The sequence below is a fragment of the Demequina sp. NBRC 110053 genome, from assembly GCF_002090095.1.
In the GTDB taxonomy this organism is placed as follows: Bacteria; Actinomycetota; Actinomycetes; order Actinomycetales; family Demequinaceae; genus Demequina.
This window is the reverse complement of the sequence record NZ_BBRJ01000002.1, coordinates 1,064,774-1,076,760: the sequence shown is the minus strand read 5'-3', so window position 1 is coordinate 1,076,760 and position 11,987 is coordinate 1,064,774. Positions and strand designations below refer to the sequence as shown.

12 protein-coding genes are annotated in these 11,987 nt (G+C 72.3%); 4 read left to right on the top strand and 8 right to left on the bottom strand.

The genetic code is table 11. From position 1 onward, the window contains the following. Window positions 1-161: 161 nt before the first annotated feature. Both B7K22_RS12045 and B7K22_RS05155 read right to left on the bottom strand, forming a co-directional pair. Complete coding sequence (locus B7K22_RS12045) at window positions 162-305, bottom strand: hypothetical protein (protein WP_159448766.1); 144 nt, start codon at window positions 303-305, stop codon at window positions 162-164. Window positions 306-448: 143 nt separating this feature from the next. After that, a complete protein-coding gene (locus B7K22_RS05155; RefSeq protein WP_084038917.1) occupies window positions 449-871 on the bottom strand; it encodes a rhodanese-like domain-containing protein in 423 nt (140 codons plus the stop codon). A 139-nt stretch (window positions 872-1,010) separates the two neighbouring features. Between B7K22_RS05155 and B7K22_RS05150 the strand changes: the two genes are divergently transcribed. Then, window positions 1,011-1,295: a helix-turn-helix transcriptional regulator gene (locus B7K22_RS05150; RefSeq protein WP_084038916.1), complete on the top strand. Its 285-nt coding sequence runs from the start codon at window positions 1,011-1,013 to the stop codon at window positions 1,293-1,295. Beyond that, complete coding sequence (locus tag B7K22_RS05145; protein WP_200807364.1) at window positions 1,292-1,702, top strand: VOC family protein; 411 nt, start codon at window positions 1,292-1,294, stop codon at window positions 1,700-1,702. Before B7K22_RS05150 ends, B7K22_RS05145 begins: the two co-directional genes overlap by 4 nt. A 36-nt stretch (window positions 1,703-1,738) precedes the next feature. On the opposite strand, the gene B7K22_RS05140 is transcribed toward B7K22_RS05145, so the two are convergent. The 6 genes from B7K22_RS05140 to B7K22_RS05115 all read right to left on the bottom strand — a co-directional run bounded on the left by B7K22_RS05140 (window position 1,739) and on the right by B7K22_RS05115 (window position 8,622). Next, window positions 1,739-3,736, bottom strand: a complete 1,998-nt coding sequence (locus tag B7K22_RS05140) for an FtsX-like permease family protein (RefSeq protein ID WP_084038915.1) — start codon at window positions 3,734-3,736, stop codon at window positions 1,739-1,741. Next, window positions 3,733-5,715, bottom strand: coding sequence for an ABC transporter permease (locus B7K22_RS05135; RefSeq protein WP_159448765.1), 1,983 nt, complete (start codon window positions 5,713-5,715; stop codon window positions 3,733-3,735). The genes B7K22_RS05140 and B7K22_RS05135 overlap by 4 nt, the downstream gene beginning before the upstream one ends. A 20-nt stretch (window positions 5,716-5,735) precedes the next feature. Then, complete coding sequence (locus B7K22_RS05130; RefSeq protein WP_084038913.1) at window positions 5,736-6,518, bottom strand: ABC transporter ATP-binding protein; 783 nt, start codon at window positions 6,516-6,518, stop codon at window positions 5,736-5,738. A 92-nt stretch (window positions 6,519-6,610) separates the two neighbouring features. Then, on the bottom strand, window positions 6,611-7,267 hold the full coding sequence (locus tag B7K22_RS05125; protein ID WP_084039780.1) for a response regulator transcription factor: 657 nt from the start codon (window positions 7,265-7,267) through the stop codon (window positions 6,611-6,613). Beyond that, the gene (locus tag B7K22_RS05120; protein ID WP_084038912.1) at window positions 7,264-7,761 is read right to left on the bottom strand and encodes a phosphoribosyltransferase; all 498 of its coding nucleotides are present in this window, start codon (window positions 7,759-7,761) and stop codon (window positions 7,264-7,266) included. Before B7K22_RS05120 ends, B7K22_RS05125 begins: the two co-directional genes overlap by 4 nt. 69 nt (window positions 7,762-7,830) lie before the next feature. After that, window positions 7,831-8,622: a sensor histidine kinase gene (locus B7K22_RS05115; RefSeq protein ID WP_371327654.1), complete on the bottom strand. Its 792-nt coding sequence runs from the start codon at window positions 8,620-8,622 to the stop codon at window positions 7,831-7,833. 183 nt (window positions 8,623-8,805) lie between these two features. Between B7K22_RS05115 and B7K22_RS05110 the strand changes: the two genes are divergently transcribed. Continuing rightward, window positions 8,806-9,237, top strand: coding sequence for a hypothetical protein (locus B7K22_RS05110; RefSeq protein WP_084038910.1), 432 nt, complete (start codon window positions 8,806-8,808; stop codon window positions 9,235-9,237). 318 nt (window positions 9,238-9,555) lie between these two features. Then, window positions 9,556-11,865 (top strand): phosphoribosylformylglycinamidine synthase subunit PurL, encoded by a 2,310-nt coding sequence (gene purL / locus B7K22_RS05105; protein WP_084038909.1) that lies wholly within the window; start codon window positions 9,556-9,558, stop codon window positions 11,863-11,865. Window positions 11,866-11,987 lie beyond the last annotated feature (122 nt).

The window sequence follows — 11,987 nt, the reverse complement described above, 5'->3', positions numbered from 1 at the left end:
TGAGTTGTCACGGACGAGGGGAATCTATGGGGCCAAGACGAATGGCTCGTGAACCGCAGATGACGGTTGGGTGGCGGCCGCCGGCGGGCGAGCGAGGTGGGCGGGCAGGCAGACGCGGGGCCGCCGTCGCGACCCGCAGTCCGCGAGGTGTGGCGGGCCCGTCAGCCCGCGCGGCGTCGCTTGACCGCGAGCGCTGCGCCACCGACGGCAAGGCCGAAGGCGCACCAGGCGAGGAGCATGGCCTCGCCGGGGCCGCCGACGGCCGTCGCGGCCTCGAGTGCGATCGACTGCAGTGCCTCAGACATCGCGTCACCCTCTCGTCAGGACTGGATGATGGCTACGTCTCGACCGTAGGTCGCTCGCGGGAACGCGCCCTGAACGCGCGGTGAAGAGAGGGTGAAGTTTGCGCCCGGGCTGGCGGGATGAACGTCGCTGAGGGCGTCTCGGCTCAGCCCTGTCGCCACGGCAGGCCGGCGGCGCGCCATCCCTGCCAGCCGCGGTGGCCCTCGCCGTTCACGGCCCCCTCGAATCCCTCGAGGACGTTGTACGAGGGACCGATCCCTGCATCGGTGGCCGCGACGGCGGCACCGATCGAGCGCTGCCCCGAACGGCACAGGAAGATCACCGGCGCCTCACCGTCGGGCTCGATTCCGCTGGCCCTCAGCTGCTGGACGAACTGGAAGTTGCGCTCTCCGTCGGGGTAGGACACCCACTCGATGAAGAGCGTCTCGTGGTCGGTAGCGGAGGTGTCGGGCACGCCCACGAACCGCCACTCGGCCTCGGTGCGCACGTCCACGAGGCGAGCATCCGGGTTCGAGGTGAGGATGTCCCACGCCTCCTGCGGCGTGATGTCTCCGGCGTAGTTGGTCACGAGCGGGTCCTTCCAGGCGGCCGATGCGCGGGCGGGGCTGTGGCCCCGACGCGCGGCCAGTCTAGGGGAGGGGCGGCGGCGTGGACCGAGAGGCAAGCGTGGGCTTGCATGCAAGCGTTAACTTGCCTATGCTGATTCTGTGCCCGATATCTACGACGCGCTCGCCGCCCCTGCGCGACGAGCCATCCTCGACGCGCTCGCCGAGCGCGCCGACCAGACCCTGTTCGAGCTCGTCAACCGCCTGAGCACCGACCCCGCGACGGCGCTCACTCGACAGGCCGTCTCCCAGCACCTCCAGGTCTTGGAGGAGGCGGGTCTCGTCGAGCGCCGCCGGCAGGGGCGGTACGTCTTGCACACCCTCACCCCCGAGCCGTTGCGCGCGATCGCGCGCCGCTGGCTCACCGACCCCCAGGAGCAGTCATGATCGGCATCCACCTCGCCTCCGTGTTCGTCACCGACCAGGAGCGCGCCAAGGACTTCTACACGCGTGTGCTCGGCTTCGAGCTGCGCCAGGACATGGACCTGGGCCCGGGCGGCCGTTGGCTCACCGTCGGCAACCCTGGCCAGGAGGCCAGCTCGGGCGTGCCAGCCGTCGAGCTGCTGCTCGAGCCAGCGGGTCACCCTGCGGTCGGTCCCTACCAGGAGGCGCTCGTCGCCGACGGGATCCCGGCGACGTCCTTCAGCGTCGATGACGTCGAGGCCGAGCACGCGCGGCTGGTGGACCTGGGCGTCACCTTCATCCAGCCGCCCACCGCCATGGGCCCCGTCACCACCGCAGTGCTGGACGACACGTGCGGCAACCTCATCCAGCTTGCTCAGATGAACGGCTGACCAGGCGCTGCCGCCTGACCGCGCCCATCGCCACCGTCACGCGGAGATCTGAGTGCGCGGCCGGTCCCGCTGACGCACCACGCCGGCCACGGCCGCACTCAGCGCGATCAGCGCCACGTTGACCAGGGCCGTGATCGTCGTGAGCGACGCCACGAGCGTCCACAGCGGGCCGACCGAGTCATCTGCGGGACCGGACAGGGTCAGCCACCACCCGATTGCCATGGCGGTCGCGGCGGGCAGCACCACGATCAGTCCGGCGAGCGCCCCGAGCATCGCGCCGGCTACTTGCGGCGCGCCGTACCTCACCGCATGGGCGAGGCCGAGCGCCCGCGCATCGAGCCCGAGCGCCGCGGCCGTGGCGTCGTCGCCCGCCGTCAGCCGCCGCGTCGCAGACCACGCACCGGCGCACAGCGCCTGGGTCGCCCCCAGGGCGGCAGCGGTGAGCGTCCACGGCGAGTACGTCGCCGATCCGAAGGTGATGGTGACGGTCGAGGTCACGCCCACCAGCGCGGTCATCGTGACCGCCTGGACTGTGGCGAGAATCGCGGCCTGGCGCGGGTGTGCCGCGATGGCGGTTCCGGCCTGAACGAGGGCGGGGTGTCGCCTCCTGCTCAGGCTCGCTCCCAGCAGCCCAGCGAGGCGCCGGGCCGACTCCACGAGGACCGGCACGAACGTCACCAGCGCCCCCACGCACAGGAGGATCGACCATGGCGCCTCCTCCTGGGTCGCGCCCGCGGCCGCGGCCAGGAACGCGACGTAGAGGAGGGCGAACGCGATCGTCACCGGGGCCGCGGAGACGCGACGGGACACGGTCGCCTCGTCGACCGCGGGCAGAGCCTTGAGGGCGGCCGACGGAGACACGCGCGTCGCAAGCAGCGCCGGAATCGCCGCGCTGATGAGCCCCAACGCGAGCCCACCGCCGAGAGCAAGCCAGTTCATGCCCGCAGACGTCGTCAGCGGTACCGGAAGCGGCGCCTCCACGGACTGGCGGTATTGCGAGTATTGGAGCGCCGCGACACCCAGGGCGCATGCGAGCCCGAGCGCGGCTCCGACAAGGCCGAGCAGCAGGCCCTCCGCAACGGTGGCGGCCGCGATCCGACCGCGCGTCGCTCCCAGGGCGCGGGCCGTGGCCGTCCACTGGACCCGACTGGCTGCACGAGCGCGACCCACGGCGAACGCCGTCGCCACCACGCCCAGCGCGACCGCGATCGCGAGTCCCACCGGCGCGACGATGCCGAGTGGCTCCGACCAGTACCCGCCGAAGGTCCAGGTCTCAGGGAACGCCTGTGCGAGGACGGGTGTGGTGACGTCCCAGGACACGGCGACGGTCGTGTATCCGAGCCGGACGCCGTCCCACCCCACGAGCGATGCGTCCATCGCGGCCACTGCGGCGCTCGCGTCCTCCGCCGGCAGGTAGGCGCGTCCCACGGGCCAGTGGCCGGCGGGCCACATGGCGCTGTCGTACGCGAGGCCCACCAGGGTTCGACTCTCGACGACGGCCGCCTGCGACGGCTGCTCGCTCTCCAGCTGGATGGTCACGGCGTCGCCGAGGTCCACGCCGAGCGCGCTGGCCGACGATGCCTCGAGCGCGATCTCGCCCGGCCCCGGTGGGCGGCCCTGGGCGATCGCGTCGTCCCAGCGCACGTCTCCCCACTGGACTGCTGCGGGATCCGCCCACGACCCTTGCGCGTCGGGCTCGATCGCCAGCAGCATTCCTTGCAAGGAGGCGACGGCGCCTGCGCCCTCGGCGTTCGCCTCCGCAAGGAGGGTGTCGAGCCCCGCCTCCGTCATCGGCACGCCGTACTCGGCGATGTCGGGGGCGGCCGATCCGTCGGGAGGGTAGAGCGCGACCTGGGCGGAGACCTCGCGGGCCTCCCCTGCGGCATCCGCGTACGCGTGCGCCTGGGCGTCATAGGTGCGGTCCACGGTCCACGCATAGGAGGCGAGCGCGACGGCGGCGGCGATGAGCAGCACCGTCCACACGGCGTAAGAGCGCTGGGAGCGAACCTGCTCGCGCAGCAGGGTCCAGGTCATGAGATTCCGGCCTTCTGCGCCTGCTCGAGCTGCTGAGCTGGCGACAGCCGGTCCAGCCGCACCCTCACGAGCGCCGCTCCGATCGCGGCGACCACTGCCGCCACGATCACGAGCCCCAGCAGCGCCAGCCACGGCATCGCTGAGGCGGTTACGCCGATGCCTGCGACGAGGTTGCCGACGCCAGCCGCGCCCAGCGGCGCGTTGGCGAGCTCGGCGAGCGGCAACCCGATCAGCGCGCCGCCCACCACGCCGAGGAGGCCGGCAATCAGTGTGGGCACCAGGGCCTCGACCGCCGCTGCTCCGCGCAAGGCCCGCGGCGTGGCGCCCAGGGCGAGCAGCGTCGCCTGGTCCTTTGCGCGCAAGCGCTGCGTCGACCAGGCCAGAGCGATGACGATCGCCACCGCGACCGCGAGGAAGGGAGCCGTCACAGCCGCGACAAGGCCGCCCCTGACCGGGCTGGACCAACCGCTGCGCATGCTCAGGTCGACCACCTCGAGCCCCCTCAGGTCATGCCGGGCGAGCGCCTTCGAGACCGACACGTCTCCCGCAGGGAAGAGCAGCACCGCTGCCGTGGTCGAGGTCCCCCATTGCTCCTCCGCCCACGCCCTCTCGACGCCGGCCCACGGCACGGACTGGTTCACGGTGTGGGTCGGCGCGGTGACGCCGTTGACCGTGACGGCGTCGCCCGTCCCCGGCGCGGTCCACCCCAGGTGCCCCCACGCCCACAGCGCTTCGCCAGTCAAATACATCGCCTGCGCGCTGCCGGGCTCGACCCGGTCCACGTCCGCCGCGTCGACCGCGATCAGCAGATCGCGATGGTTGAGCCAGTCCACCTCACCGGGCTCGAGAGGCAGCTCTCGCACATCCGTGAGCAGCACCCCGGCCTCGATCACCAGCAGGTCCGCGTCCGCACGCAGCTCCTCGAGAAGGGAGGTGGGCAGGGGCTCGACCCACCCGGCGTCTCGGGCGTCGATGCCCTCCTCCCCTGGAACGAGGTCGATGGTCGACACGCTCGCATCCGGGATCAGCGACTCCCCGAGCGCGTTGCGCGACTCGGTGCCCGCGTAGATGCAGGTGACGACCGTCGCCACGCCCATCACGGCCATCACGGCCGCGAGCGCGCCCGTGCGCATGGGCGTGGGCCTGGCCACCGCATCGGCCGCGAGCGCGCGAGCGCTGCCCGGCGCCGCGCCTCGCGCGACAGCAGCGACTGTCCCGAGCGACAGGCGCACCGCCGCCCTCGTGCCGCCCCAGACGAGCAGGGCGGGCAAGCCGATCGACAGTGTCACCATCAGCACGAGGCCGAAGACGACCGACGCGGCGATGGCGATCGCGCTGTCACTGTCGTCCGTGGAGAGGTTCCCGGTCGCGGCGAGCACGAGCCCGAGCATCACGGTCGCGACGCCGCCCGCTGTGGCCCACGCCCAGACCCGACGACCGCGCCCGCGCGACCGCGGCGCGGTTGGAGGAACGCTCTCTCCGCGGAAGGGCCTCGTCGTGCTCGCTGGGGGAGCACCCTCCGCGATCTCGCGCACCGATCCGCGTGTCGCCCACCAGGCAACCAGCGCATACGCGGCGGTCAGGCAGATCGCCGCGAGCGCGACCACGCTCAGCCAGATCCACATCGCGCCGGGGACGAACTCTCCTCCGAGCCCCGAGACAGCCTGCCGCACCGTGGCACCGGCGACCCCGCCCACAGCCCCCGCCATCACGCCCTCGCGCAGACCGGCGAGCGCGTGGGAACGGATCAGGTCCGCCCGCGCGCGCCCCAACGCGAGCTCGGCCACGAGGTCAGCACGCCGCGTGGCAGCCCAGATTCCGCGGAAGGCTGCCGCGGTGCCGCCGACCACCGCGATCAGAAACGGCGCATAGATCAGCAGCAGGACGTACGAGAAGTAGGCGACGAAGCCGCGCTCGTCAGACCAGTCCGTGAACGGCGCCGGCCCGGCGAACGTCAGCAGCCCAGAGACCGCTGCCACGATGGCGACTGGAATCCATTTCATCGTTCAACCCCCGCTAGTGCATCGAGCCCGGCCAGGACGGCCTCGGGCGACGGATCGGTGATGTGGCCCTCGACGCGACCGTCCGCGAACAGCAGCACCCGGCTCGCGTAGGACGCGGCGGTCGGGTCGTGCGTCACCATGACCACCGACTGGCCCAGCTCCCGGCAGCTGACACGCAGGTGCGACAGGATCTCCGCGCTCGCGTGGGTGTCGAGGTTGCCGGTGGGCTCGTCCGCGAGCACCACACGCGGCCGGGTGATCAGCGCGCGGGCGATGGCGACCCGCTGCTGCTGACCACCCGACATCTCGTAGGGGCGGCGGTCGAGCTCCCGGTCGATCCCGAGCATGTCGACCAGCGTCGCCATCCAGTCCTTGTCGTGCGCCAGGCCGTTGAGCCGGAGCGGCAGCTGGATGTTGTCCCGTCCGGTCATGGTCTGGATGAGGTTGAAGCCCTGGAACACGAAGCCCACCACGCGGCCCCGCACGCGGGCGAGCTGCTTGTCGCTCAATGCGGCGAGGTTGTCCTCGCCCACCCACACGTCGCCGCTGTCGGGCCGGTCGAGACCAGCGAGCAGATGCACCAGCGTGGTCTTGCCCGAGCCCGACGGGCCCATGATCGCGGTGAGCGTGGCACCGGGGATGTCGAGGTCCACGTGGTCGACGGCCGTGACGGCCGCATCGCCCGCGCCGTAGGTCTTGGTGAGCCCGCGGCTGGCGAGCGCCACGGGCGCCGATGCGCTCGCCGGCTGCTCGCCGCCCGTCACCTCTGGTGTGTCCATGCCAGCGACGCTATCGAGCGGGGCCCAGCCCGCGCATCGGCCCCCGGTCTTCACCTGGGTGATACCCAGGTATGACGCCGAGGCCGGGGGTGTCAGACCTGCGGCCGCACCAAGCCTGTCTCGTACGCCATGACGACGGCCTGCACCCGGTCGCGAGCGCCGAGCTTGGCGAGCACCCGCCCCACGTGCGTCTTGACGGTCGGCTCGGCGAGGAACAGCTCTGCGCAGATCTCCTGGTTGGAGTGGCCCTTCGCCATGAGGGTGAGGACCTCGCGCTCGCGGTCGGTGAGCGTCTTGAGCGCCGATGCGTCCGCTGGCTCGGTCTGCAGCTCCGCGACCTTCGCGAGCAGGCGCCGCGTCGAGGAGGGGGCGATGACGGCGTCGCCGGCGTGGACGGTGCGGATCGCGGACAGCAGGTCGTCGGGCGGCGCGTCCTTGAGCAGGAACCCGCTGGCACCCGCCTTGATCGCGGCGACCACGTACTCGTCGAGGTCGAAGGTGGTGAGCATCACCACCCGGCTGTCGAGCGCCGCGGCGATCGCCCGGCACGCCTCGATGCCGTCCATGCCGGGCATGCGCACGTCCATCAGCACCACGTCGGCGGGTGCGTCGAGGGCGGTCAGCGCGGCCACCGCAGCGGCCCCATCCCCTGCCTCAGCCACGACCTCCATGTCCGGCTGCGAGTCCACGACCATGCGGAAGCCCGCCCGGATCAGTTGCTGGTCGTCGACCAGCGCGACGCGAATCATCCGTGCCCCGGATGCGCTCGGCCGCGCGTCACCGGAGGCAGCGCCGACCACGGGAAGGTGATCCACTGGTCGGTGCGCTTCCAGACGTAGTCGGGCTCGATGATCGAGCGGGACTTGGCGTAGAGAACGGCGGTGCGGACCTCGCCCGCGTGCTGGTCCATCAGCTGCTTGACGAGCGCGAGGGTCTCGCCGGTGTCCGCGACGTCGTCCGCCACCAGCACGCGCATGCCCGCCATCGCGTCCGTGTCCAGCAGCGGCGGCAGCACGATCGGCGCCGGCAGGCGCTGGTCCACTCCCGTGTAGAACTCGACGTTCAGCGTGCCGACGCCCTTGGTGCCGAGCGCGTACGCCAGCGCGCCCCCCACGGGCAGCCCGCCGCGCGCGACGGCCACCACCACCTCGGGCTCGAAGCCGTCGTCCACCACCATCTGGGCGAGGACCCGCGACGCGTCGCCGAATCCCTGCCAGGTCAGCACCTCGCGCTCGTCGCTCATCCATGGCTCCCGTCCGTCGGCTGGGGCGCGCAGGGCCGATGCGCTCGCACCTCAGTCACGCCAGTCACCCTAGTCACCGGCAGCGGTGGGAGCTGGCTCGGCGGTGCGGAGGGGCAGCGTGGCGCGCACGAGGTACCCGCCGCCGGCGCGCGGGCCTGCGGAGAGCGTGCCGCCGAATACGGTGGCCCGCTCGCGCATGCCTGCCAGCCCCTGGCCATCGCCGTCATCCCTCGCGGCGGCACCGCGGCCGTCATCAGACACGCTCAGGTGGACGGCGGCGGGCTCCCACGTGAGCTGCACGTACGCCTGAGGTCCCGGACCGGCGTGCTTGAGCACGTTCGTGAGCGCCTCCTGTGCCACGCGGTAGAGCGCGAGACCGGCGCCGATGGGCAGCGGGCGCGGCGTGCCGGTCGTCACGAAGCTCACGTCCAGGCCGCCGTCGCGGGTGGACGCCACGAGGGCGGGAATGTCATCGATGCTCGGCTGCGGGCCGAGGGCGGCCTCGTCGTCGGCGTCGCGCAGCAATCCCAGGAGCGAGCGCATCTCCGCGAGCGCCGAGCGACCCACCTCGCCGATGGTGCCGAGCGCGCGGGTGGCGGCCTCCGGCTCATGCGCCGCGGCGAACCGGCCACCGTCGGCCTGCGCGACGACCACGGACAGGGTGTGGGCGACGACGTCGTGCATCTCGCGGGCGATGCGGGCGCGCTCCGCCGCGGCGGCGAGTGCACGTTCGGCCTCGGTGTCGCGGGCCAATTGCGCCTCGAGCGCTGCCACGCGCGCTCGTGCCCGGCGCAGGCGCACTCCGAGGACGCCTGCGGCAGCGGCCGCAGCCACCAGTACGGCGGCGAGGATCCACACCATGGCGACACTGTAGAGGCGCGTGCCCGCGTGGTGGCCGCCACCGCGCGACGGCTCGCCCGTTGTGGGCGCCCTCTCGTTCCTCCGAGACCTCGTCTGCGCGATGTCTGATTCGTCACGTTCTGTTCCCCCGCGCGCCCGCATGGGGTGTCATGGAGCCTGGACACTCTGCCGATAGGACGTTCGATGGCACACGCAGATGGCGCCGACGGCGTGCTCGCGACCCTCGCCAAGGGTCTGGAGCGGGACGCCGGTCGGTTCGCGCCCTCCTCCACCGCGGCCCACCGCGAGACGGGCCCGAGCCTGCCCGGGCGCCGCCGTGGCGCGGCGCTGGCCTCCACCCCGGCGGCCCCAGCCTCGGGACCCGCGAGCATCGTGCTCGAGTGCGGCACGTCCCGGTCGGGCGGATTCACTCACGTGCTGTGGATCTCGCCCTCCGCCGAGTCGATCCTCGGCTCGCACGTCGCGGAACGTCTGGGCGAGGCCATCGGCGGCATCGACGTGGTCCAGGCGTGGACGTGGGAGGGCCTTGACCGCCTGCATGTCCGGGCCCCCGGCGCGGACTGGGACGCACTGCTCGACGCGGCCCGCGCAGCGGTGGGCGCTCTCGCGCGCTGAGGACCGCAGCCTTCGCCGGCGCTTCCCGAGTGACCGCCGTCGCTTCCCGCGGGTCACCGCCGGCGTCATGCCGCAGGAGCCCACGGATGTGGTGAGCGGAGGGGCGACGCGCGGATCCTTCCGCGCAAGGCCACCAGCGTCGACGCACACCGGGCCCCTCGCGGACCAGGACGGTCCGGTCGCCCGCGAACCCAGCTGGCGCATCGTCCCTCCCCGCCATCGAGCCGGGCACGCGCCGGTAGGCTGGCCCTATGCGCCGCGCCCACGCGCGCGCCCCTCACGCCGCCGCACCTCCAGGTTTGACATGCAAGGGATGACATGACCGACGCGCCCGCACAGCACCAGCTCGACACGGTGGAGGCGGCGCAGGCCACTCCCGACCAGGAGATGCCCTTCGCGGAGCTGGGCCTGAAGCCCGACGAGTACCAGCGCATCGTCGATCTCCTGGGACGGCGCCCCACCGCCGCCGAGCTCGCGATGTACTCGGTCATGTGGTCCGAGCACTGCTCCTACAAGTCCTCGAAGATCCACCTCAAGCAGTTCGGCGAGAAGACCACGGACGCCATGAAGGAGCGCCTCATGGTCGGCATGGGCGAGAACGCCGGCGTGGTCGACATCGGCGACGGCTGGGCAGTGACCTTCAAGGTCGAGTCGCACAATCACCCGTCCTACGTGGAGCCTTACCAGGGCGCCGCGACGGGCGTAGGCGGCATCGTGCGCGACATCCTCGCGATGGGCGCCCGCCCGGTCGCCGGCATGGACGAGCTGCGCTTTGGACGTCTCGACCACCCCGACACCGCGCGCGTGGTCCACGGCGTCGTGGGCGGCGTGGGCGGCTACGGCAACTCGCTGGGCCTGCCGAACATCGGCGGCGGCTCGGTGTTCGATGCGTCCTACCAGGGGAACCCGCTGGTCAACGCCCTGTGTGTGGGCGTGATGAAGCACGAGGACATCCACCTCGCGTCCGCCGAGGGCGTGGGCAACAAGGTGGTGCTGTTCGGCGCGCGCACCGGCGGCGACGGCATCGGCGGAGCCTCCATCCTGGCCTCCGAGACCTTCGAGGATGGGGTGCCAGCCAAGCGGCCGTCAGTGCAGGTGGGCGACCCGTTCATGGAGAAGGTGCTCATCGAGTGCTGCCTCGAGCTGTTCCGCGCCGACGTGGTGCAGGGGATCCAGGACCTCGGCGCCGCGGGCATCTCGTGCGCGACCTCGGAGCTCGCCTCGAACGGCTCCGGCGGCATGCACGTGTGGCTCGACGACGTGCTGCTGCGCGACCCGACTCTCAACGCCGGCGAGATCCTCATGTCGGAGTCGCAGGAGCGCATGATGGCGGTCGTCACGCCCGACAAGCTCGACGCATTCATGGCGATCGCTGCGAAGTGGGACGTCGAGTCCGCCGTCGTGGGCGAGGTCAACGACTCCGGCCGCCTGACGATCGACCACCACGGCGAGCGGATCGTCGACGTGGACCCGCGCACGGTCGCGCACGAGGGTCCCACCTACGACCGCCCGTTCGCCCGCCCGTCCTGGATGGACGGACTGCAGGCCGATGCGTTCGCCGGCTCCCTTCCCGAGTCGGGCGCTGAGCTGGGCTCGGCCGTGGTCGCGCTCATGTCCTCGCCCAACTTCGCCGACCGCTCGTGGATCACCGACCAGTACGACCGCTACGTCCAGGGCAACACCGCGCTGGCGCGTCCGGACACCGTGGGCGTGGTGCGGGTCGACGAGGCCACCGGCCGCGGCGTCGCGATCGCGACGCGGTCCAACGACCGATACACCAAGCTCGACCCGTACGCGGGCGCGCAGCAGTCCGTAGTCGCCGCCTACCGCGCCGTCGCCGTCGCCGGCGCCGTGCCCACCGCGATCACCGACGGCCTCAACTTCGGCTCGCCCGAAGACCCCGATGCCATGTGGCAGTTCGTCGAGGCCATCCGCGGCCTCGCCGATGCGTGCGCTGAGCTCGAGGTGCCCGTCACCGGCGGCAACGTGTCGCTGTACAACGGCACGGGCGAGCCGGGCCGCATCGACTCGTCGATCAACCCCACGGCCATCGTGGGCATGCTGGGCATCCTCGACACCGTCGAGCGGGCGACGCCGTCCGGCTGGCGCAAGGGCGGACAGCTGCTCTACCTGTTGGGCGCCACCGGTGCCGACCTCGACGGCTCGCGCTTCGCGGAGCTGTCGGGACACCTGGGCGGACGTCCGCCCGCCGTGGACTTCGCGGCGGAGAAGGTGCTCGCCGAGGTCATGGTGTCCGCGAGCCGCGACGGCCTCATCGACGCGGCACGCGAGGTGGGGGAGGGGGGCCTGGCCGCGGCGCTCGCGCAGGGTGCGCTGCGCTACGGAGTGGGCGCGCGCGTGGTGCTCGACGAGGTGTGCGAGCGCGACGGCGTCACGCCCGCGCAGGCCCTGTTCTCTGAGACGCAGGGCCGCGTGCTCGTCGCGCTGCCCCGCGACGAGGAGACGCGCCTGGTCGCGATGCTCGAGGCGCGCGGGGTGCCCGCGATCCGCCTGGGCGTCACCGAGGACGCGGATGATCCTGCGCTCGAGGTGCAGGACCAGTTCTCGCTGCCCCTGACCGAGCTGCGCGCCGCCTGGGCCGAGCCGTTGCGCGCGCACTTCGGCTGACGCCTGCTCGCTCGGTCTGGAGCATCGGGCCTGCCCCACCCACAGGCGAGCTGCAGCGCCAACGAGCGCCCACGCATGCCTCGCCGGCGCGCCCATCAGCTGATCTGTGAGTTCTGCTGGCC